24 protein-coding genes and 1 riboswitch are annotated in these 21,348 nt (G+C 40.5%); of the genes, 14 read left to right on the top strand and 10 right to left on the bottom strand.

The window, feature by feature from the left end; translation table 11 throughout:
* Positions 1-2 precede the first annotated feature (2 nt).
* The 5 genes from AC04NP_RS27665 to AC04NP_RS27645 form a co-directional block, all read right to left on the bottom strand.
* Complete coding sequence (locus AC04NP_RS27665) at positions 3-167, bottom strand: hypothetical protein (RefSeq protein WP_482863327.1); 165 nt, start codon at positions 165-167, stop codon at positions 3-5.
* Positions 164-799, bottom strand: coding sequence for a thiamine phosphate synthase (locus tag AC04NP_RS27660; protein WP_482863326.1), 636 nt, complete (start codon positions 797-799; stop codon positions 164-166). Before AC04NP_RS27660 ends, AC04NP_RS27665 begins: the two co-directional genes overlap by 4 nt.
* 159 nt (positions 800-958) lie before the next feature.
* Entirely contained in the window at positions 959-2,818 is a 1,860-nt protein-coding gene (gene thiC, locus AC04NP_RS27655) for a phosphomethylpyrimidine synthase ThiC (RefSeq protein ID WP_482863325.1), read from the bottom strand.
* 98 nt (positions 2,819-2,916) lie between these two features.
* Positions 2,917-3,120 (bottom strand): sulfur carrier protein ThiS, encoded by a 204-nt coding sequence (thiS, locus tag AC04NP_RS27650; protein WP_482863324.1) that lies wholly within the window; start codon positions 3,118-3,120, stop codon positions 2,917-2,919.
* Positions 3,121-3,220: 100 nt separating this feature from the next.
* Positions 3,221-3,312, bottom strand: a riboswitch (TPP riboswitch).
* Positions 3,301-3,573 (bottom strand): hypothetical protein, encoded by a 273-nt coding sequence (locus AC04NP_RS27645; protein WP_482863323.1) that lies wholly within the window; start codon positions 3,571-3,573, stop codon positions 3,301-3,303. Its footprint overlaps the riboswitch before it by 12 nt.
* Before the next feature lie 120 nt (positions 3,574-3,693).
* On the opposite strand from AC04NP_RS27645, the gene AC04NP_RS27640 reads away from it, so the two are divergent.
* The 3 genes from AC04NP_RS27640 to AC04NP_RS27630 all read left to right on the top strand — a co-directional run bounded on the left by AC04NP_RS27640 (position 3,694) and on the right by AC04NP_RS27630 (position 4,895).
* Positions 3,694-3,852 carry a hypothetical protein gene (locus tag AC04NP_RS27640; RefSeq protein ID WP_482863322.1) on the top strand — a complete coding sequence of 53 codons (159 nt, stop codon included), beginning with the start codon at positions 3,694-3,696 and terminating at the stop codon, positions 3,850-3,852.
* 289 nt (positions 3,853-4,141) lie between these two features.
* Positions 4,142-4,408 (top strand): hypothetical protein, encoded by a 267-nt coding sequence (locus AC04NP_RS27635; protein WP_482863321.1) that lies wholly within the window; start codon positions 4,142-4,144, stop codon positions 4,406-4,408.
* Positions 4,395-4,895 (top strand): hypothetical protein, encoded by a 501-nt coding sequence (locus AC04NP_RS27630; RefSeq protein ID WP_482863320.1) that lies wholly within the window; start codon positions 4,395-4,397, stop codon positions 4,893-4,895. Before AC04NP_RS27635 ends, AC04NP_RS27630 begins: the two co-directional genes overlap by 14 nt.
* Before the next feature lie 11 nt (positions 4,896-4,906).
* Here AC04NP_RS27630 and AC04NP_RS27625 read toward each other — a convergent pair whose 3' ends face one another.
* The 3 genes from AC04NP_RS27625 to AC04NP_RS27615 are packed head-to-tail and all read right to left on the bottom strand — an operon-like array spanning position 4,907 to position 5,395.
* The gene (locus AC04NP_RS27625; RefSeq protein ID WP_482863319.1) at positions 4,907-5,056 is read right to left on the bottom strand and encodes a hypothetical protein; all 150 of its coding nucleotides are present in this window, start codon (positions 5,054-5,056) and stop codon (positions 4,907-4,909) included.
* A gap of 5 nt (positions 5,057-5,061) precedes the next feature.
* The gene (locus tag AC04NP_RS27620; protein WP_482863318.1) at positions 5,062-5,295 is read right to left on the bottom strand and encodes an alkaline phosphatase D family protein; all 234 of its coding nucleotides are present in this window, start codon (positions 5,293-5,295) and stop codon (positions 5,062-5,064) included.
* Positions 5,279-5,395 carry a hypothetical protein gene (locus tag AC04NP_RS27615; protein WP_482863317.1) on the bottom strand — a complete coding sequence of 39 codons (117 nt, stop codon included), beginning with the start codon at positions 5,393-5,395 and terminating at the stop codon, positions 5,279-5,281. The genes AC04NP_RS27620 and AC04NP_RS27615 overlap by 17 nt, the downstream gene beginning before the upstream one ends.
* Positions 5,396-5,817: 422 nt before the next feature.
* Here AC04NP_RS27615 and AC04NP_RS27610 point away from each other — a divergent pair, with 422 nt between their 5' ends.
* From AC04NP_RS27610 to AC04NP_RS27570, 9 genes are all read left to right on the top strand, one after another.
* Positions 5,818-7,518, top strand: a complete 1,701-nt coding sequence (locus AC04NP_RS27610; protein WP_482863316.1) for a DUF262 domain-containing protein — start codon at positions 5,818-5,820, stop codon at positions 7,516-7,518.
* Positions 7,519-7,714: 196 nt separating this feature from the next.
* Positions 7,715-8,290, top strand: a complete 576-nt coding sequence (locus AC04NP_RS27605; RefSeq protein WP_482863315.1) for a DUF6985 domain-containing protein — start codon at positions 7,715-7,717, stop codon at positions 8,288-8,290.
* A gap of 43 nt (positions 8,291-8,333) precedes the next feature.
* Positions 8,334-9,077, top strand: coding sequence for a helix-turn-helix domain-containing protein (locus AC04NP_RS27600; protein ID WP_482863314.1), 744 nt, complete (start codon positions 8,334-8,336; stop codon positions 9,075-9,077).
* A 113-nt stretch (positions 9,078-9,190) separates the two neighbouring features.
* On the top strand, positions 9,191-9,985 hold the full coding sequence (locus tag AC04NP_RS27595) for a PKD domain-containing protein (RefSeq protein ID WP_482863313.1): 795 nt from the start codon (positions 9,191-9,193) through the stop codon (positions 9,983-9,985).
* Positions 9,986-9,996: 11 nt separating this feature from the next.
* Entirely contained in the window at positions 9,997-11,655 is a 1,659-nt protein-coding gene (locus AC04NP_RS27590) for a tetratricopeptide repeat protein (RefSeq protein ID WP_482863312.1), read from the top strand.
* A 16-nt stretch (positions 11,656-11,671) separates the two neighbouring features.
* A complete protein-coding gene (locus AC04NP_RS27585; protein WP_482863311.1) occupies positions 11,672-13,333 on the top strand; it encodes a hypothetical protein in 1,662 nt (553 codons plus the stop codon).
* 749 nt (positions 13,334-14,082) lie between these two features.
* Positions 14,083-15,990, top strand: coding sequence for an alkaline phosphatase D family protein (locus AC04NP_RS27580; RefSeq protein ID WP_482863310.1), 1,908 nt, complete (start codon positions 14,083-14,085; stop codon positions 15,988-15,990).
* A 227-nt stretch (positions 15,991-16,217) separates the two neighbouring features.
* On the top strand, positions 16,218-16,883 hold the full coding sequence (locus AC04NP_RS27575; RefSeq protein WP_482863309.1) for a hypothetical protein: 666 nt from the start codon (positions 16,218-16,220) through the stop codon (positions 16,881-16,883).
* Positions 16,834-18,597: a leucine-rich repeat domain-containing protein gene (locus tag AC04NP_RS27570; RefSeq protein WP_482863308.1), complete on the top strand. Its 1,764-nt coding sequence runs from the start codon at positions 16,834-16,836 to the stop codon at positions 18,595-18,597. The genes AC04NP_RS27575 and AC04NP_RS27570 overlap by 50 nt, the downstream gene beginning before the upstream one ends.
* Positions 18,598-18,800: 203 nt before the next feature.
* On the opposite strand, the gene AC04NP_RS27565 is transcribed toward AC04NP_RS27570, so the two are convergent.
* Both AC04NP_RS27565 and AC04NP_RS27560 read right to left on the bottom strand, forming a co-directional pair.
* A complete protein-coding gene (locus AC04NP_RS27565) occupies positions 18,801-19,280 on the bottom strand; it encodes a YybH family protein (protein ID WP_482863307.1) in 480 nt (159 codons plus the stop codon).
* A gap of 24 nt (positions 19,281-19,304) precedes the next feature.
* Positions 19,305-19,826, bottom strand: a complete 522-nt coding sequence (locus tag AC04NP_RS27560) for a hypothetical protein (RefSeq protein ID WP_482863306.1) — start codon at positions 19,824-19,826, stop codon at positions 19,305-19,307.
* Between the two features lie 119 nt (positions 19,827-19,945).
* On the opposite strand from AC04NP_RS27560, the gene AC04NP_RS27555 reads away from it, so the two are divergent.
* Together AC04NP_RS27555 and AC04NP_RS27550 are read left to right on the top strand one after the other, a co-directional pair.
* Positions 19,946-20,296: a DUF4870 domain-containing protein gene (locus AC04NP_RS27555; protein ID WP_482863305.1), complete on the top strand. Its 351-nt coding sequence runs from the start codon at positions 19,946-19,948 to the stop codon at positions 20,294-20,296.
* A 98-nt stretch (positions 20,297-20,394) separates the two neighbouring features.
* Positions 20,395-21,264, top strand: a complete 870-nt coding sequence (locus AC04NP_RS27550; protein ID WP_482863304.1) for a methylated-DNA--[protein]-cysteine S-methyltransferase — start codon at positions 20,395-20,397, stop codon at positions 21,262-21,264.
* Positions 21,265-21,348 lie beyond the last annotated feature (84 nt).

Genomic DNA, 21,348 nt, shown 5'->3' with positions numbered 1-21,348 from the left:
TATTAAAAGTGATAGCCTGATAAATCTTCATTGCCGGATAAGAAGCCCGTGATATACGCTTTGGCCTGCTCACATGCCTCTGCCAGGTCAGATCCTTTTGCCAGGTTTGCGGCAATGCTGAGTACGCATGGACGTAAAGATTGAATTTTATGAGAACTTTTAGTCATTGCTTCAGGGAATTATGTATGCTGATGGCGGTGAAATTTGCCCGTCTATTCAACTCTTCAAAACGCTCCACCGCATGATCCGGCTCTTTCCAAACTGCGCCTAGAACAGCCGCTCCGTCATAGCCCCATGATTTCACTGTTGTTAGATTCCGGTGGTCAATACCCCCAAGGGCGATCTTTTGAATTCCCTTGATTTCCCCGACCTCGGTTAATGAAGCATTGGCTTGGTAACCTGGTTTGGAAATGCTGTCAAAAACCGGACTGATGAAAGCGTAGTCAAACCAGTGCTTGAATGATTTCAAGGCAGACAAATCGTGAAAAGAAGAACTGATGGAAAAACTCCGGCTTTTAAACCACTTTACTTTCTTTTCCAACTGGTCCTTTTGAGCTAGAGACTGGCGATACTTTTCGCTCATATGCCCTCCTTTCAATTGAAATTTTTCCACCCATTGATAATGGTTATGTAGTACGATCTTGGGATGAAAAGCCCGGTCAATCCCCCTGATAAATTCCTCTATACCTTGTCCGGAAAGAAGAGGTTTGCGAACATGTAAACATGCTAAGCCTGCATCGAACAAGGCATGGATGATACGATGCTCGTTTTTTTGTGGTTCGGGGAGAGTAATGACCATTAACATAGCAGTTAGTTAAATTGTAAAAAGTACTAGTATGTTTTGACGCCAGCCAACGCTTCACCTAACCGTTGGCTGGCAGTCCGCCCAGCGGTTGGTTTCCCCTTAAGGACATCGAGGGTGAGCGTAAGCCAATGCCGTTTGATACGTCACACATCATCAGAGATATATTTCACTTCCCTTGTCAGTAAATTCCCTGGATTTTTCTTCCATCCCCTTTTCTAAAGCCTCTTCTTCGCTAAAACCCTGTTTCGCCGCATATTCGAGCACATCTTGGGTAATTTTCATGGAGCAGAAATGAGGGCCACACATGGAGCAGAAATGAGCAACTTTTGCCCCTTCGGCGGGTAAGGTTTCATCGTGGAATTCACGGGCAGTATCCGGGTCGAGTGCCAGGTTGAATTGATCTTCCCAACGGAATTCGAAACGGGCCTTACTGAGGGCATTGTCTCTCACCTGAGCTCCCGGATGACCTTTGGCCAGGTCGGCCGCATGAGCAGCTATTTTGTAGGTGATAACCCCGGTTTTTACATCGTCTTTGTTCGGCAATCCAAGATGTTCTTTCGGTGTTACGTAGCATAGCATGGCCGTTCCGTACCACCCGATCTGGGCTGCCCCGATGGCAGAGGTGATATGGTCATATCCCGGGGCAATGTCGGTGGTCAAAGGCCCTAAAGTGTAGAAGGGCGCTTCAAAGCAATCTCTCAATTGCTTGTCCATGTTCTCTTTGATCATCTGCATGGGGATATGACCGGGGCCTTCAATCATCACCTGTACATCGTGATCCCAGGCTATTTTTGTCAGTTCGCCTAAAGTTTCCAGCTCGGCAAACTGCGCCTGGTCGTTGGCATCGGCAATACTTCCCGGCCGAAGTCCATCGCCTAATGAGAAAGCGACGTCGTAAGCTTTCATGATCTCACAGATTTCCTCGAAATGGCTGTAAAGGAAGCTTTCCCGGTGATGCGCCAGGCACCACTTCGCCATAATCGAGCCTCCCCTTGAAACGATTCCCGTCACTCTTTTGGCCGTCAGTGGGACATATTTCAACCTTACCCCGGCGTGGATGGTGAAATAACTCACCCCCTGTTCCGCTTGTTCGATCAAAGTGTCCCTGAATAGTTCCCAGGTGAGTTCTTCCGCTTTTCCGTTAACTTTTTCCAGGGCCTGGTAAATGGGAACCGTACCGATCGGAACCGGAGAATTCCTGATAATCCACTCCCGGGTTTCGTGGATATTTTTACCGGTAGAGAGATCCATGATGGTATCGGCGCCCCAGCGACAAGCCCAAACCGCTTTTTCCACCTCTTCTTCAATGCTCGAGGTCACGGCGGAATTTCCGATATTGGCATTGATCTTTACCAGGAAATTCCTGCCTATGATCATGGGCTCACTTTCAGGGTGATTGATATTATTGGGGATAATGGCCCTGCCCGCAGCCACTTCCTGGCGAACAAATTCGGGGGTAATCCATGTTTGAGGCGTGTTGGCCCCGAAACTGTTCCCCGGGTGCTGAATGCCCGAATCCTTCAAGGTTTCCATTTTCTGATTCTCACGAATGGCGATGTATTCCATCTCAGGGGTGATTATTCCCCTGCGGGCATAGTGCATTTGGGTGACATTCTTCCCGGGTTTTGCCTTCAAAGGGTTTCGAATATGAGCAAAACGCAGGTGGTCTAGTGAGTGGTCACTCAGCCTCTTTTTGCCATATCCGGAGCTTAATTCTTCTAATGCTTCCACATCGCCGCGATCGGCGATCCACTTTGTTCGGATGGGCTCGATGCCCTTTTTTACATCAAATTCCTTATTTTGATCGGTGTAAGGGCCACTGGTATCATACACCGTAACAGGGTCGTTTTTCTGCACTTTTCCCGTTAATTTGTTAACCGTATCCGATAAATGGATCTCACGCATGGCCACTTTGAGGTCATGTATTTTGCCTTTCACATAGATTTTTTTCGAAGCAGGAAAAGGGGTGCTGGAGATCACTTCTTGTCGGGGTATTTTATTGGGCTTTTTCATGGATATTTTATCATTTAAGAATTTTCAAAAATTCAATTGCGCAGGAAAATCAGCGATTGGAAGAGCAGAAATATTTTCTTTCTCTTCCAGCCTCATGCTTATCCTCCCTGGGTGGCGGTAATGATGGTAACTCGCTGATCTTTTTGTAAACAGAAGTTCACCCATTCCGATTTGGGCACTATGGTATCATCTACTGCAATAGCAATCCCTTTCAGGGTGTTTACCGAAAGGATCTTAATCAGTTCATGAATAGTGGAACCTGTAGCTACTTGCTTAATTTTGTGGTTGACTATAATTTTCATTCCTAGTTTCATTTTTAGACTCCAAGACATCATTGAAAGACTCCGGATAACAGAATCATCAGTATACTTCAGGAATGATAACAGGTAGATTAATTATAGCCTCATTGAGGCAACTTTTTCCTTCGACAGTATTAACTGTATCAGGTTCAAAGAGTATGATCTCAGCCCGTACGGGCACCCCTAAAGTAAAGTTGACACCAAGGTAATTAATTGATCACTGGATACCAAATATTCCAGGGGAGAAAATTGTAAATACCCGGAAAAACAGTGTCCCAGTAGCTCAAAGTTGCCTGCCTGCGTATCCCGCTCTTTTCCCTGTCGATAGGTAAGTTTAGCTTGCTCTTTAGAACCTGTAATAACACAGATCGAGATCTCCGCAGATAAGGGCATATTCCTTCCCCCAATATCCCCTGCATCCGCAGGGTGTTTGATGGTTTCCCACCCTTTGGACATCAGTATGATGTGCTACTTCATCCGACCTGTAAAGCCTCGATAGCCAGTTCCCATGCGTGGGAATCGGGGTTTGCAGTCTCGCATCCTTCACTCTATGTCTCACGGTAAACGGGCTTGCGAATGGCTCATGCTTTGGGGTACGACCTCGCGCATAACGGACTTTCACTCTCCGAAATATTTGGTGTCTTCGATACCAGGCTCTCCATGCCGGGCACACACATATGGCTCGAATGGTCTACTGATAATTTTGAAAAAGGGAAAAAATCATTATTATATTGATAAATTCCAAAATGACTTGGATTAGTTGATATGAAAAGATTTATTAAAAAGTGGATTATAGAAATAATTTGGATTCTTGGGAATCTCGTATTGATTCTGAAGTATTTTATTGATAAGTTAACTGTTCGATGCGAACCATGTATTGACGTTAATAATTGCCCACCCTGTCAGACTGATTTTATAAGAGATATCTGGATGTATATAGCAGTTTTTAATATTTTGATTGTAATCGGTTTAATAATTGGAAAAATAATAAAAGGCACCCCTTCCCTTGCTTGTTTTTTCAGTAATGCGTAAAGAACTCCGGATCAAAACAGGCTTGAGTAAAATCACTTTTCCTGACAGTGGCATATCTTTATATTTAAAAGATAATAGTGGACATTTAAATGTTGTTGCCAGACCTGATGGGAAATCTTACTTTAATGGAGGAAATGTTGGTATTGCTTATAACAATTTATATAATGCATTCCTTTGGGTTGCAAACGCACCATACCAAGAGCCGTTATCGGCAATTGTGTTGCGCAAACGAGCATTCAAAATCAATGAAAACTCTTAAAATAATTCTAATACTGTCTATAATTCTTTCAATAGCAGGTTGTTCGAACAAACTTATTCCTGGCACATATACCACTAACTTCAATACCTACGGCAGATTCAGCAAGACCCTAACACTTAATTGTGACAGTTCAGCGATTATGAACTTTCAAGGTAACATGATGAACGACAACTCCTACGGGAATTGGCGTACAAGCAACGACACCTTGTTCATTTCATTTGATACAACGAATTATCCTTATGGTCGCTACAAGAACGATTTAACTTTCATTTTCAAAGGTCAAAAATTGTTTAGCATTCCATTTTCACCTGAACAATATGACGAACTGATGGCTTTGGCCGCTGATTCAATCGAAATACCGAATTATAGAAGATTAGCTAAACAACTGGACAAAACACCAACAAATTTTAAGGGAAACAGCAAACGCCAATATTTTAGAAAGGCAAAATCATTTGAATGTGAATGGAATTTCCGTCCGGATCCGTAATCATTTCCGAATCAGTCATCTTTTTTGTTTTTTTCTATTTCTTTTTGCATCGTCAATTGCTCCATGATGTTGGTGCTGTGTTTATTTACTTTGAACCATTTTACGGTCATCTCTTCAGAATTCAACTCAAGCTGAGCGTAACCATTGGCTTTTAAATCCACATATTTTAAGAAAGGGTTGAGTTCCGGAAGCTCTTGTTCCCATCCTTTGGTAAAGGAATTCTATCTTTCTTTTCAAAATATTGCGGTTTATAACCCTCATAGATGTAATCCCCCAAATGAATAACGGCATCTATTTTGTCATCCTTTTTGGCTATGGCCTCGAAAGCAGAAAAATAGCCTCCCTCATAGGCGTTGCAACTTACCGCGATTAAACGAATGGATTCAGGATCTTTTGGCAAGGTTTTGGTTATGCCTACTACGGATTTTTTTCCTTCTATAATCCGGAGTCACCCTTGTCCATATCAAAACCTCGTGCTGTGACGGGTCACCAGAGGCCACACCATGGTAAAAAGGGCCTGATTATCTTTTGTGTAGGGTATTCGTTTCATTGCCCGGATATGGTGAACTGCTTTTACATGAGAGACAAGTTGTGACAAGCAGACAAAGAAATGCTCCTAAATACGGTAAATGCTTCATTGAGGAAAATGACAATAAAATGCAGTTAGCGAAGATAAAGCAACCTTGAGAAATTTCGCTTATCTGACTGACCGGATAGCTGTATTTGAGGATAAGCCGCAACGTTTTATCACTTAGATTTACGCCTTTCCATTCATCCATTTGTTTTTACTACCTGTTTAGACTATATTCATCGATTTCAAACAGCGGTGTTTTAAGCAAACAGGTGGTAAAACACGATACCGTTGGCGCACATAAAACAACATACACTAGTTGTTCATGAATGGTGTTAATAACTTTACCGTATGAATTTAGACACATCCAATCGAACATATCGTCAACTTATAGGAAATGGACTCATTTACTCCGTTCCTATATTTCAGAGAGATTATAGTTGGACTGCAACCGAATGGGATGATCTATGGCAAGATATCGAAGGACTCTTTGAAGAAGGTGGAGAACAAGAACATTACATGGGGTATTTAGTACTACAATCCAAGGATAGCAAGAATTTCGATGTAATTGATGGTCAACAAAGACTAACTACTTTAAGTATTTTAGTTCTAGCCTTTCTTGGAAACCTTCAAAAACTTATTGAAGACAACTTAGACCCGGAAAAGAATCAACAAAGGCTTGAACAGCTTCGCAATACCTTTATTGGTTATCTTGATCCGGTAACCTTAATTCCAAGGAGTAAACTCAATCTTAACAGAAATAATGACCATCTGTATCAGGCATATTTAGTTCCTCTTGAACCAGCTCCCAAAAGGAATTTGAAGGCGACTGAACACTTGATGAGAAAAGCCTATGATTGGTTTTTCAATGTGGTCAAACAAAAGTTTTCCGTAAATAGAAGAGGCGATTTTCTTGCTCGTTTTATCGACTCGCTGGCAGATAAATTATTCTTTACAGTAATTACGGTAAATGATGAATTAAATGCTTACAAAGTTTTTGAAACGCTTAACGCAAGAGGAGTTAAGCTTTCGTCGACAGACCTTTTAAAAAACTACCTATTTGCAGTTGTTCACAATTATGGTTCTGATGAACGTGAAATGAACGAACTTGATAATAAATGGGAGCGGCTGGTAGGTTTAATTGGAAGTGACAGTTTACCGGATTTCCTGCGAGCTTATTGGAACAGCAAAAATAGGTTTGTTCGACATTCTGAACTATTCAAACGTATCCGGGAAAACATTTCTTCCAAAGGTGAGGTATTTAGCCTGATGCGTGATCTTGAAAACAATGCACACATTTTTGCTGCTTTACCTAGAAGTGAAGATTCTCTCTGGAATAATGAGCAAAGAAGGTACATTCAAAATCTTAGAATGTTTAATGTGCGTCAACTTTACCCGCTTTTATTGTCAGCGCATAATAAATTTTCTGAAATGGATTTCACTTCCGTTTTGAGGTTGTGTTGCGTGATTTCATTTAGATATAACATCATCGGTAATCTCGCGACTAACGAGCAAGAAAGGGTTTACAACCGGTTGGCGGTTGAACTTGCAAGTAATAATATAAATACTTTGCAGGAATTGATAAGCTCACTGTCTCCATTGTATGTCTCCGATGAAAAATTCAGAGGTGATTTCTCAGAAAAAGAATTGAGGACCACACAAGTAAGAAATAAAAGAGTTGTCAGATACATTCTTTTCGAAATAGAAAGGCATATATCAAACAAATCTTACGATTTCGAAAGCGAATCTTATAATTTGGAACACATCATGCCAGAATCAATCCAGGAGGGTTGGGATGACATTGAAGATAGAGATCATGACCAATTTGTTTACAGATTAGGGAACATGACAATTCTGAATAAAAGTGTAAATCGGGATATTGGAAATGCAGATTTTTCTGCTAAAAAAGAAAAATACTTTGAAAGCGAATTTTCCATTACCCAAAGGGTCGCTGATGAAAATAGCGATTGGAATCCGGAACGAATTGCGAAAAATCAAAAATGGATGGCAAGGCAGGCAACTGCTATCTGGAGAATAGCACAGCTTGACTAATAGGGAAAATGTGTTTCAACAATTAAGCTCCGGTGAACTACAGCCTTACTTCCCATCATTGGCGTTTAATTGTTGGAACGCATTTTCCCTGAATCGCTATGTTTTATCAAGTAAATGTAAGTAAACTGTTTTGGCTAATTTTGAATATTGTGCTTTAAATTATAGTTGATATGTTAGTACACAAATGAGTTTACAGATGGTAAGAAAATACGGAAATATAGAATTTAAGAAATATAAAAGTGCGTACAATGATGACTGGTACGATTGGCTTTCGCATGAAATGGAAATCCCTTTTTGTAATGGCAAAAAAATAAAGGTGCAGTTGAATTTTAGCGAAGAGGAACTTGACAAATATAACCTTGAAATTTCTCAGACGATCGAAAATATTTTAAAGTTCGGTAGCCATCATAGAGAGCAAGTAAAGGAGCATGTATTTGCATACTACCAAGATTTATTGCTGGATATCGGTGAGGATTGTTTAGATGATATGCCACCACTTGAGAACGCTGATGATGTCTTAGCATATGTTCACATTTCAGGGTTGGGGATCTCCATTAGCCAGCGCACCAAGAAATTCTATGCGGTGTACAGTGGAGGTTGTGATTGGGAAATCGAGCATGGCATCATGATTTCGTTCCGGAATGGTAAAGAATTAGCCATGGTTTCAGGCTATGGGCATATTTGTAATTCCGATGCTTACGGAGATATTAAGAAAGATGAATTTATTTATATTGGTAACAACATTAGTACAAGAAAACGGATAGTGCACTAACATGAGCGTTAACTGAAATAAACAAAACATCAGCCAAAAAATCATGTCCGCTACAAGTGGACGGTATCTCTCTGAAATACTGTACAAATCCATGAAAAAAACGGAAAAAGAAAGCCTGATTGATCAGCGCATTTCATTGCATAAAATTGAAAAATATATAGAAGATAATCAATTGGAGCAAATCGGGGAGTTTTTCCCCGGATTCCTGCATTTTAATCACAAGGATGATCTGCATATTAAATATATGAATCCTAAAGGATTGGAAAAACTGGATGTACCATTAGAATGGATACAGGAGAACGGCGCAGAATTTTTTGAAAAGTTCGTTGATAAAGAGACTATTGAAAAGACCATACCCAAGATTTTGAATTTCTATGCTCGAAATGATACAGGAAGGACTTTTGCGTTTTGTCAGAAATTTCGGGATCCTTTCAAAAAAGCGTACCATGATGTGATAACGGTTACAAAAGTGGTCAGGGATCTTGAAGGGTTGATTACGGTCTCTATGCCCGCCGATGAATTCCACTCAAGTATGCGCCAAGTAAGCTCATTAATCAAAGCAGATCCCTTTTATATAAAACATTATGAAAAATTCCAATCACTGACCAATCGTGAGAAGGAAATTCTTAGGTTCATTGCCAGTGGGCATACCAATAAGTCAACTGGGGAGTTCTTATCCATATCTGAGCACACGGTACGTACTCATCGTAACCGGATTTGGAAGAAATTAGATATTCGGTATCTCGGGGATGCCATCAGGTATGCCGAGGTTTTTGAGCTAATTTAACCTTCTTGTCCATTTCATCCGGCTGATTTTCTTTTTTCTATGAAGACGGGCAACCATCAATATACGCTCTTGAGCGTATTGAACTTCCTGATTCATGTGTGTTACTTTGGATTATGAAAAAAAGATTTTTTTTATATTTTGTAGTAATCGCATTTTTAGGTGCATGTTCAGGTGATGACCCATTACCACCATCCGCGGAAGCCTGTTTTGACTATTCACCGCATTCTGACATTACAGTAGGCGAAGAGATTTCTTTTACAAATTGTTCAGAAAATGCAACATCTTATGCCTGGGATTTTGGAGATGGTACGGTTTCGACAGCGGAAGACCCCAGCCACACGTATGATGAAGCGGGGAGTTATATTGTAAAACTGGTTTCAGCCAATACGTCCGGTATCGACACCGTCTCGGCCACAATTGTTGTTGGAGATGCTAATTTTTTTTCCATAAATGATGCCAGATATGATTTAACCAGCGCTGTTTTGATACATAATGCCGGTAAATGGCACAGTTTATTTTTAGTAGATGATCGTATGACAACTTCTTTAATGGGCGTGGGAAACATCGTTTGTCTGGATGTACTGGCCGGAAAAGGAAAATTCGATATAACCGGCGCATATACTTTAAGCGGCAAAGAGTTCAATGGTGAGGAAGCTGATATTTCAGCTATGACCGGTAATACAGTTTATAATGGATTTTGCTCCCTGGCTTATGATTACTCATTTGAAAATGAATCACCGGCTGCCAATGACCTGGTTTGGGAGGGAGATGAAAATTACAACAATTTCGACATGTCCATAGAAGAAACCGATGGTATATACCTTATCACAATTACAGTAGATATCAATGGTAAGCATATTAAAGTGTTTTACAAGGGGGAATTAACCTTTCAATCATCAAATAATTAAAATTTTACGTCATGCGACAAATGATAAGAATAATTCTGTACCTATTAATTTTTATCAATGGTACCGTTTGGGGGCAGGAAGGGGATTCATCTGAATTTAACGCCCCCTGTATTGAACTGGGAAAACTGGAGCAGGAATTGAAACCCCTTACCAAAAAAATCGAACAGAATCCAAATGATCATCCACAGAACTATCTGGAAAGAGCCAGGTTAAATGCAAATATTGCAGACCTTCAACGAGCATGTTATGCGAAAGATGTAGGTACCGGAAGTCGTTGGAGAAACAAAGATATTTTGAGAGACCTCAATAAAGCTATTTTTTTAGGGTTAGAAACGGCTGAGATTTACCTGCTAAGGGGGCGGTACCACTGTGACAACGATAATTTTACTGTCGCATTGCAAGATTTTTTGGAAGCCTATGAGTTAAACCCCAATCAACGGGCTGACTATTATTATTATCGGGCTAAATCCTTTCATGGTTTGGAAAAAAGAAAAGAAGCTTTAAGTGATTTTAATAAGGCTGTAGAAATGTCGCCCACAGAAGGAAGATTTATTGCGGCACGTGGCATGATAAAAATAGAATTACATGATAGTTATGGTGCTATTCAGGATCTGGAAAGAAGCATACAAGTTAATCCTTCTTTGGCCAAGAATTTTTCAGTTATTGCCTATATAGTTGCGTTAAGAACAGGCTTGGAATACTATGAAGGAGCACAAAGTTTTATTGATTTAACGGAAAAACAGCTATCATCTGACCCACTGCTTTTGAATAGAAGGGCTGAATTGAAACAAAAGATGAGGGATTTGGAAGGGGCATTATCAGATTTAAATAAAGCATTGGCGTTATGCCGGAAAAATCATTCCTGTGACGCTGGTTTGTTGAGAGAGTTGTACTCATTAAGAGGCGACACCAAGTTTTTGTTAAATGATTTACCAGGTGCATTATCTGATCAGGATGAGGTTATTAAACTTGGTCATTATGGCAATACCGATAAGGACATAAAAGGCGCTGTTCAAACATTTGATAACAGTGATGCATACTATAAAAAGGCTCGCTATAAAACTTTCAGCAATGATTTAGCTGGTGGTATGAATGAAATAAACAAGGCCATTAAGTTTTATGAAGACGTCCATGGAGATACTATTCGGCAAGATCGGTCTCAGGCCGTTTACCGTGAACTAAGGGCATGGATAAAGTTTTCAATGGGGGATCTACAAGGAAGTTATAGAGACTATCTGGAGGCCTGGGAGTTTGATAAGTATGAATCGATACGCTTGAGACAAGTTGCATTTATTCAGATCAAGCTAAACAATATACCTGCTGCTATTGAATTCCTGCAACAGGCTAAATTCTGGGGAATGGAGCAGGATCCTGATTTACTCAATGATTTGGGCAATTACTTAAATGAGGTGGAAAAGTATAAGGAAGCACGGGAATATTTGAAAAAATGTATTGAAATTGAACCGGAATTCCTGGATGCTTATTTAGGATTGGCTACTGCTTCTTTCTATCTGCAAAACAAGGCTTTGACTGACTCATACGTATCAGAGGCACGAACATTGGCTAAGAAAGACGGTGCTGACCATTTGAGCATTGAAATGTTGAAAAAGGCGGGATCGTGGGGGGCTTTTCTACCAAAAAAGAGAAAGGCTTTGACTGCTTTGCTATAAATTATTCTTAAACTCTATGAAAAAGACTCTTTCTCTCAATTTCATGCTATTTTTTTTGTTTTTTCCACTCATTGCCGAGGCACAGGAAACAAAAATATTGTTTTCTGACCTTATCGCAGTTTATAACTATACTCAAAATATACTGGAAGCGCCAGATAACAAATACCTCTTTAGCTATACCCATACTTATCACAAGCAATGGAACTACAGGGCATTTTTACGAATGTACAATAAAGAGATGGAGGCACAGCTTCAGCCTTATGAAGGAAAGTATTTGGCCTTTACAATTGACGACAGGTCAAAAGATCTTATCCCTGATATTCCGCCCTCATATTACCGTTACCTGGAATACCAAAAGAAAATAGAAAAAACCGAAACCGGTGAAAACCAAAGAAAACAAGAGGACAACTATTACCAGCATTTAATCGACGATATAAACAAGAAGATTGAAAATATAAAGAAGCGTGGAGATGAATTGATCAGTGAGGAAAACGATTATCGTAGAAAAATGCTAAAAAAAGCCAATACGAAAAGTACGTTTAATGCATTTATCGGGGGATTTACCGGCAGTGAATATACTTATTTTACCGTCCCTAAAGGCGACCTTTTAACCTGGGAAATTACTTATCCGGGTATGCCTACCTATTATGATTTCACCCGGAAAGCATGGGTAAGCCATACGGTTCCTGCTTACACAAAATTTGCGGGCAAGACATTTACAAAGCTCCCAACTTCAAAAGCGATCGCGAATTCCAATCAGATTTTGGAAATATGGTACAACGAGTTAGACAGATTGGAAAATGAGAGAATGGCATATAATCTTCAAAATCCTCCTTCGACTGATTTAACCGGGATTTATGATGAATATGAGACTTTTGGCTATGGTTCTTTAAAAGAAGGATTATTTGGATGGTATTATCATGAATTAAAACACAGATACCGAAACTGGTATGCAAAAACCCTGCGATCCTATCGAAAAAGATTGGAATTAAATACCGGATATGATTTGAATTTTCTTATTCAGTTAAACCGTTATAGACATCAATTGTATGAGTATCTTCAAAAATTACTGGGTTTTACCGAAATCAAAAGGAATGAATTGATAAAGGGTTATAATTATGTGGAAGGTGTTTTAAATCAAACTTCCGAACTTTTGGAGGACCTGGGCAATAGCGGATCAGAAAAAACAGAATTATACAGCCAACTGAAATCTATTCTCGAATACCATCGGTTGAATCAGCATAATAAGCTTTACCGTGTATATTATTCACTCAACCGGGCGTATTTCGATCATATCAAAGCGCTGTGGGCAGCGCTGGAGATGAAAAATGAACCCGTTGAATTAGCTATAGCTTTTTTGGAACATAGCGTGCCAAAAACAAATTTTTGGTGGGATAAAAAATTCAAAGAACTGATTGGCACTTATCATTTAGGGATAATTTATATAGATAATTCCATATTTGAAGATGAAAACTATTATGATGATTATCTTAAAAATGTGACCGTTGATAACATTTCCGTTTTGGTGGATGATAAATATTCGGCAGATAAGTTGTTACAATTGAATGCGGTCAGTGGATTAAAAACTGTAAAACTAATGATTAAGGAAAATAGTGGTAAACTTACGAAGCTTAACAATGTAAAAGGTAAAGCTTTGTTTGATATTGTTGTTGATTGACAAAGATCAGGGAAGTTGGTTAATATAAGCCGGCAGGTGGATAATCGAAGGAAAGATAATCCCTCAACGAAACTATGAAAATTATAATAGTATGACTGATACGCAATTTTGTTGAAGGCAAACGTGTCGTAACAATCATACGATTTCTGCTTAAGGGCCTATGAATAATGGGGTGAGCTATTGCCTATGGACCGGGCAAGATAGTTTCTCTCATTTTTCTATTGGTGGAGCAGATGCGATCCCAAAAGAACAGGATCTCTTTGTATACATACAAAAACTATTTGTTAAGGCTTTATTACCTACTTAACCAACCAGTTGGCTCTCACTATTTTTAATACCATTAGATATTAGGCACCCTTGGTATAATACGCAATCATTTGTTTTCTGTGTAAAGATTTGTTTTAAAAGGGTGGCTTGTGTTAATCCCATATTAATCAGGCATTAAATTTTTACTATTTGTAAAATAAGGTGATTATAATGAAACTTTTTTTGATATTTTCGACCCGAATCGGATGAAATTTGATTTCTGGTAAGATTTTACCACATATCAAGGATTCACAAAACGTTTGCTGGTGGACGAATGAAATATATGTTGTCATAAGCAAAGTGAGCTGTCAAGAGCAAACGATAAGGATAGTTGAAACAAGTAAAAAAATCATGCTATTCAAATAGCTTCTTATCGTGCGGTGTTGTTTTAAAAAGATTAATAGAATCGTAAATATTTAATAATGAATTATAATTGGAGAGCAATGAATATCACTAAAATGGTTAAGTCGATGCTTTTAGTTGCCTTAGTATGCAGTTGTCAGCATTCAACGAAAACAGAGAAAGCCCATTTTCAGTTTCCACAGGGTGTGGCCTCGGCAGATCCACAGCCCAATGCCATAATGTTGTGGACAAGGGTTGTAAACACGAATGCAAATCCCGATAGTATAAATTTAAGTGTTGAGGTTTCTGAATCTCCTGCTTTTAGCGCAATAACTATATCTGAGCGTATCACAGCCTACAAAAATGATGATTACACCATTCGCTATTATGCCCGGGAACTTGTACCGAATAAGAAATATTATTATAGGTTTATTAGCGGCAGCGATACCTCGAGCGTCGGACGGACTTTCACAGCTCCCGAAGAATTCGATTCTGCTTCATTGAATTTTGCCACCATGGCATGCTCCAGTTACGAACAGGGTTTCTATGGAACATTGAAACGTTTAATAGAAGAAGATAAATCCAAATCCGAAGCTGAGCAAGTTAAGGTTATTTTTCATTTGGGAGATTTCATTTACGAGGTCGTGGGTGATGACCCCAGATACGATAATCACCAGCCAAACTGGTTGATCGATGCCAATGGAAAATTTCGAGATATCCCTCCTTTCCCCAATGGTAAACAATGGCCCGATTCCGATCATTGGAAATCCGGTTCATGGAGCCCCATTACCGTGCATGATTACCGGCATCTTTATAAAACCTATCTTTCAAACCCGGTTATTCAGGAAGCCCGGGCAAGATGGCCATTTGTGTATACATGGGATGACCATGAGTTTGCGGATGGCAATTACCAGTCTCATTCCTATATAGGCGATCTATTGGGGCTAGAAGGAATGCAACAGATAAAAGTTGCCTCGAATCAGGCATGGTTCGAATATTTACCATCCATCCTAAGCCATGCACCGGACATCGGCTCCATTGAAAACCGGGCCTACGATTTTCGGCCCACAAAGGTTAGTAATGTATCGATTGGCACAAAAAAAGCGGATGGTCTTTTTGTGGAGGAAAATAACATGAAAGCGATTAACTCCATGTGCATGTATAGGGCCTTACAATGGGGGAGTGACGTCCTGATCATTGTTACAGATACCAAGAGCTATCAAGACCCCGGAATTTCCGTACTCGGTAGTGAACAAAAGACATGGTTCAAGGAATTGCTAGAGACTTCAGATGCAAAGTGGAAGCTATGGCTTAATAGTGAGCCCTTACTAGGGACTTTTCTTGACTACGATAATATCGAAGGTTCAGGCATGGGCAGGGCTTTGATTTCTAAAGGCGCTTGGAAAAGCATGGAGAATGAAAGAGAAGAACTTTTGAATTTTATTAAAGAGAAGCAAATAACTGGCGTTGTTTCTTTATCCGGTGACTATCACATTCAAATGGCATCCACTGTAAATGCAAAAAATGGCACACCTGTTATGGCTGATTTTACGGTGACTGCTTTGAGCTCATTCCCGGGTTTTTTCTGGTTGGAACGCAGAGCCCGAAATCTTGTAAATCCTGCTTTGTATGATTTGTTTGCCTTTCAGGACGATAACGGGAAGTTGCTTCCTAATATCAACACCAGCATAATGTTTGGCGCTACTGCCGGATTGGAAATGTCAGCCTCAAATAATTGGGCAAAAGCCAAGGCCAAAGCTGATAACGCTGTAAATCCCAGCCTAAAGTATTTCGACTGTGAACATAATGGGTATCTTACCGGGGCTCTTACTTCGACTGCATTGGATATTACATTTGTCAACACTGAAAATGCCAGAACAGATCATGAGGCGCTGGGAGCGAAAATTGTTTCCCAGCTTATGTTTAACTTACCTTTTTGGGAACCTGGAAAATCCCCGGTGCTGTCCGTCCCAATAATTGAAGGGGCTGTTTTTCCCATGTCAAACTAAGCGAAACCAGATTGGACGTCTAATATCCACAGCAGTTATTGAGAGAACTTAAATCCTTAAAATACTTTTGTCATTCATTCATGGACCCAATGTTTGAAGTTTTTGAGGTTTTAGATAATAAAGACCACGAGGTGGAATATCACTCCAAAATGGAGTGATATATCCACATTTACAAGCGTTTGAAAGTATAATAGCGTATATTCGGACGTTGTGTGTCATAAATGAAAATGATGTTGAGACTAGTGCCGGTAATAGAATTAGGATATGCCGACGAGGGTGTCGAAACTCCTGAACGCGGGCCTTATTGGGAGTATCCTGCGGATTGGGATAATTTCAACAATGAATCTTATAAAAGAGCTGGATTTAAAGATGCTTTTACACCTTTTGATGCGGGATCTTCGCTCTATGAAATAGAAAAAATCAGTGATGATAATCTAAAAAAGATTGTCCTTGATCACACGGAAGAATTAAGAAATGGTGAATATGATCGTGACCAAGCAAGTCCATTATTTGGCGGATATATTCTTGAAATTAATTCGGAAGGACGCTTCTATCCACAATGCTGCGGAAATTTGGGAGATATTCAATTTTGGCGTAACATTTCAAATGGTAAAGACTCCTTTTATGAAGGACACCCAGCGCCAATTGTGAAATTTGAAAATGATGACATAGTATTTGATTTGAGTGTTCGGGAGTTTGACGAAGCATTCACGCCTCTTCCTGATAAACGAACATTTAGATTTAAAAAAGAAGACTTAAAAGAAGCGATAAATGCCTGTGAATTGATTTTAGAAAGATTTGCCCAAAGAATTCAGAAGATTAATAAATTCAACAATTTGAATCTTGAAAGAATTGAAGATTTACTGGTTTGGGAAAATATTAATTATCAATAAAGACACAACAATCAAAATGGACCAGGCACAACAACTATTACGCAAAGTCTTTCAGGACCATAAACCAAGAGAAATAATTACCATAACCGTTTTTGGTGACATTATTTTCAAAACGGCTGATGCCTATCGGTTTTTGCAAATCTACATCAATAACAACAATGCACAAAAGGCCTATCGCTACAATTTTGAGCTGTATACCATAGCCAGGGACGAAACGGAATACCAAGACTTTCTCGAGGGGAGGGACACCATGCAACAATACCAAAAACTTATGTGTCGTAACAACCTGTACCATGAAATATCACGCGCAAAAATATGTAACACACAAGAAGTATATGTAGCCGACAAAGATTATTACTATGGTGCCAATCTCGACGACTTTAACGTCCGACCACTGCACAAAGTATACGAAACCATTTTGACTACACACACCTTTAATGAAGACACGCTCTGCCAGCTCACGTCCATAGATCAACTGGAGGAAACACCGCACTTTTACGTGCAAAAATTGTATTGGGGCTATGACACAGGCCGGGACGCCACCGGATTGTACGACAGTACCAACCTCCAAAACCTATCGGTATGGCAGGAAATAGGAACCTATTTAAACGAAAACATCCAAAAGTTACAGCACCTGAGCGTACTCTCGGTCACCAATATGCACGAAGTTCCGGAAGCATTTCTCGATCATATCCACACGCTCGCCAACCTAATCAGTTTGAGTATAGGAACACATACCGAAGAAGCACAACCCCTTTTCCACCGACTGGAACAATTACCGCCACATTTGGACCAACTGGAACAGTTAAAATACCTGGATCTAAGCGGCAATCAACTAACCGGGCTCGGAGCAATCACAAAGCTCGGAAACCTTCGCACATTAAAGCTGTCGGAAAATCAACTCACCAACCTGGAAGGCCTGGAAAGCTTACAGGAACTGGAAGAACTGGATCTTTCGGGAAACAACCTCACCCAACTGCCCAAGGCATTGGCGCAGTTGCCCAAATTACGGAAATTGAACCTGGCCAAAAATCAGCTCAAAACCATTCCGGATTGGTTAGGAAGCTGTACAACCCTGGAAGAACTCAACCTGGAACAAACCCAATTGGAAACCCTGCCGGAGAGCATCGCCACTATCCCCGGACTAAAAATACTGAGCCTCAAAAAGAACCCGTTTACCGCACTGCCACACACCATGGCCCAACTCCCCAAAAGCGTGGTAAAAATAGCGCTAAGAAACGCCGCCCTGTATGACAAAAAGGTAAAGGAACAAATGGCGCAATACCCAACCGGCACGCACCTGTTTGAAGCCGACTTTAACTTTAAGCTTATGGTCATACAGCAACTCATGTATGTAGAGGAAGTACTGCTGCCAAAGTTCAATATCCGGGAGTTTGCCAAAAACTATACCCAACGCACCATCGACATAGAAGAAGAAGGATACGCTCCCATACCCGAAGCCATAGACTATTTTAAAAAACTGCCCATCCCCATGGAACTGCTCATCGATATAGAAGAGCTCCTCCCCGACGGCGGTGATGAAATATACGGGCAAATCATCCCCTTTTGGGATGGTGAAACCGAAGACTTTATGGTAGAAAATTTAGCCGATATCGCCTATCTGCCACGACTCAAACGCACCAACACGATGAACTTTAACAAGGCACAAGTTAAAGCGTTACGTGCCAGGAAAATAAAAGTAAGTACCTATTAAAAGCACCCGGAAAATGGAAATACGCCGGAGGTAAATCAAGGAAAAATTAAAAGAAATCCCTCCCCAGATAGCCCAAAATTTACTCCCCGGAGCATGTTCGCAGCATGCTCCGGTGTTGTGATCCTTTTAAAATCATAATAATGGCTGTTTAATCATTCAATCATTCAGGCTTTCCCGATACAGCGAATTGGTTATTGAAAAAATCAGGGGAGCGCGTCATTACTGTTCCAGATATCATGGGTGGTTTTCCAACTACCGTCCGGCTGCCGCCGAAGAATGTTAAGGTATTTCGATTTGGCTACTGTAGATGAGCCCCCTTTATGTGGAGTAAGCCTTACGACTGCCTCACCTCTGCCATAGGCCAGATCCCCCGATACTTCGACCTCTTCATAGTAGCTGTCCAACTCGGTTTTGTATTCATCAAATATGGCCTGGTAGTACGTCCTTACCGCTTCTTTTCCGGATGATGCCGGTTTTCCAGGCGCCATAAGGATCGCATCTTCTGTAAAATGCGATGCGATCACTTCGGCATTTCCTTCATTGAAAGCTTTCGCCCGCGCACTGCTTACTGCAGTGATGGCTTCCTTATCTTTCTGTAACCGAGTCTGAGCTGTTGTGTTCCGGGAAAAGCCTGTTAAAACCAGCAATCCGCTGAGTATCAAAGGGAATTTTAGAGATGTCATGAGGGTTTTGTTGTGTAAATTGTATTAAAAGGCAAGTAAGTCCGGCTGGACGAAGGTTTGTCTGGCTTTTTCACTTTTAAATACACTGAAGCTATAGTGCTGGTTCAGCAAATCTTTGAAGTTGCTTTTTAGCCTGGGAAATTCGTCCATGAAGTCTTTAAAATTACAAGACCTGGATTTGTTGACAAAATGTGCTACGGCTTTGACCGCCGCAAGGGTCACGGTGCTATGAAACTTCATGCCATCACCAAATTTCCGGTCAAATTGAGCAATTTGATGTTCAATGTTCTTTGCGGCCCTTTCCACGCCGTATTTGGTTACATGGATCCAGGCCAACCGCAAATGCGCTTCATGACTAAAAAGTTTTGGATCGGGTACAGCACTTTCAAACTGTTTTTCGAATTCAGGGTCTGATAAAGCATAATGGGGTTCCATAAGTAAGTGATTGTTATTCTCCTGGAATTCAACGATTCCGGCATAATAAGGTTTAAAGCGGTAATTAAATCCAAAGGTAGCAAGGGCTATATTTAAAAGGTAAAGAAACACCAATGCGCTTAAATTATTTTGTCACCAATTTAGAAAACGAAGATGAAAAAAGCGTTTGACTTTCTGGCTTTGAAAAAGAAAATTGAATTGGCAAAAAGTAGAAATTTTCATTGATTGTAGTGCCGCAAGCCACATCTGGCAGTGATCGGGGAAAAACTATTGCCGTCATCAGTTATCTTACCTGGCTGGGCTGGATCATTGCACTGGTCATGCACAGTAGCAACAAATCTTCTATCGGAGCTTATCATCTCAGGCAAACTTTAATGTTCCATCTTACTGCCATTGGCTTTTACATTTTGCAATCCATTCTGTTTTTTGCCGGTGGCTTTTTAGGTTTTATTATCTGGATTGCCCTCGGATTACTGGTGTTATGGGTGATGGGCTTTATTTCAGCCATCAATGGCGAGGAAAAACCGATTCCAGTCATTGGCCAAAAAGCGAATGAATGGTTTGGCGGTGCTTTTAAATAATTAAAGATAAAAACTTAACTTCCGCAAGAAATGGGTAGGTTGGTGATGGACTGTAAGCTAGCTTTGTGTCGATGTAAGTTCATATAAAAGCATTGATCATGGAAAACTTTGATTATTACAGGGTTGAAAAGGCCATCCAATACATTGAAGCTAATTATAAATCCCAACCCTCGTTAGAGGAAATAGCTGATCATGTCTGTTTAAGCCCATTCCATTTTCAAAGGTTATTTAAGGATTGGGCAGGTGTAAGCTCTAAGAAGTTTATACAGTTTTTGACCCTGGAATATGCCAAAAAAGTACTGTCCGACAGTCAGTCGGTTTTTGAGGCATCGTTCCAGTCCGGCTTGTCTGCTCCGTCAAGGTTGCACGATTTGTTTGTGAACATTGAGGCGGTCACGCCAGGTGAATACCGGACAAGCGGCGAAGGGTTAAAGATTTATTATGGGTTTCACCGGTCGCCATTCGGATCCTATATGCTGGCAGTTACGGAAAGAGGTATTTGCGCTTTACATTTTGCTGCGGAAAATGAGAAGCAAAGGTATATGGATATATTAAAAAATCAATGGACCTATGCGGTCTTTGAAGAAAATCCGGTTTATACCAATACTTATCATGAGCGGCTATTCAAAGCGGATCAGGACTTGGGACAAAGAAAAATTACGTTGTTAATAAAGGGCACGAATTTCCAGTTGAAGGTATGGAAGGCTTTATTACAAATACCACCCGGAAGTTTAGCATCGTATGATAGCGTGGCCAAAGCCATCGGCAAACCTGCTGCATCCAGGGCTGTCAGCAGCGCAATTGGTGCGAATCCGGTTGGGTTTATTATTCCCTGCCATCGCGTTATCAATAAAATCGGGGCTATAGGTCAGTACCGTTGGGGTTCACCACGGAAAAAAGCAATGATTGGCTGGGAGGCCGCGCAGTTGCAGGAGGCACTTCGTTTGAGACATAAGATGCCCGCGTAGGAGTACAGTACATTCCCATAATTTTTCCAATTCGAAGATATTTTCCTTAGTGTCTCTTTGTGCCTCCGTGGTGAAAAATAGTTA

The sequence above is a fragment of the Agaribacillus sp. DX54 genome (assembly GCF_056858335.1).
Note: the sequence above shows the minus strand (reverse complement) of the source record. Positions and strands in the feature narration are given on the sequence as shown.

Bases quoted from the DNA above. Each gene is read 5' to 3' on its own strand.
- AC04NP_RS27665 (WP_482863327.1), bottom strand. From the start codon at position 167: ATGACTAAAAGTTCTCATAAAATTCAATCTTTACGTCCATGCGTACTC.
- AC04NP_RS27660 (WP_482863326.1), bottom strand. From the start codon at position 799: ATGGTCATTACTCTCCCCGAACCACAAAAAAACGAGCATCGTATCATC.
- thiC (WP_482863325.1), bottom strand. From the start codon at position 2,818: ATGAAAAAGCCCAATAAAATACCCCGACAAGAAGTGATCTCCAGCACC.
- thiS (WP_482863324.1), bottom strand. From the start codon at position 3,120: ATGAAAATTATAGTCAACCACAAAATTAAGCAAGTAGCTACAGGTTCC.
- AC04NP_RS27645 (WP_482863323.1), bottom strand. From the start codon at position 3,573: ATGTCCAAAGGGTGGGAAACCATCAAACACCCTGCGGATGCAGGGGAT.
- AC04NP_RS27640 (WP_482863322.1), top strand. From the start codon at position 3,694: ATGGCTCATGCTTTGGGGTACGACCTCGCGCATAACGGACTTTCACTC.
- AC04NP_RS27635 (WP_482863321.1), top strand. From the start codon at position 4,142: ATGCGTAAAGAACTCCGGATCAAAACAGGCTTGAGTAAAATCACTTTT.
- AC04NP_RS27630 (WP_482863320.1), top strand. From the start codon at position 4,395: ATGAAAACTCTTAAAATAATTCTAATACTGTCTATAATTCTTTCAATA.
- AC04NP_RS27610 (WP_482863316.1), top strand. From the start codon at position 5,818: ATGAATTTAGACACATCCAATCGAACATATCGTCAACTTATAGGAAAT.
- AC04NP_RS27605 (WP_482863315.1), top strand. From the start codon at position 7,715: ATGGTAAGAAAATACGGAAATATAGAATTTAAGAAATATAAAAGTGCG.
- AC04NP_RS27600 (WP_482863314.1), top strand. From the start codon at position 8,334: ATGTCCGCTACAAGTGGACGGTATCTCTCTGAAATACTGTACAAATCC.
- AC04NP_RS27595 (WP_482863313.1), top strand. From the start codon at position 9,191: ATGAAAAAAAGATTTTTTTTATATTTTGTAGTAATCGCATTTTTAGGT.
- AC04NP_RS27590 (WP_482863312.1), top strand. From the start codon at position 9,997: ATGCGACAAATGATAAGAATAATTCTGTACCTATTAATTTTTATCAAT.
- AC04NP_RS27585 (WP_482863311.1), top strand. From the start codon at position 11,672: ATGAAAAAGACTCTTTCTCTCAATTTCATGCTATTTTTTTTGTTTTTT.
- AC04NP_RS27580 (WP_482863310.1), top strand. From the start codon at position 14,083: ATGAATATCACTAAAATGGTTAAGTCGATGCTTTTAGTTGCCTTAGTA.
- AC04NP_RS27575 (WP_482863309.1), top strand. From the start codon at position 16,218: ATGATGTTGAGACTAGTGCCGGTAATAGAATTAGGATATGCCGACGAG.
- AC04NP_RS27565 (WP_482863307.1), bottom strand. From the start codon at position 19,280: ATGACATCTCTAAAATTCCCTTTGATACTCAGCGGATTGCTGGTTTTA.
- AC04NP_RS27550 (WP_482863304.1), top strand. From the start codon at position 20,395: ATGGAAAACTTTGATTATTACAGGGTTGAAAAGGCCATCCAATACATT.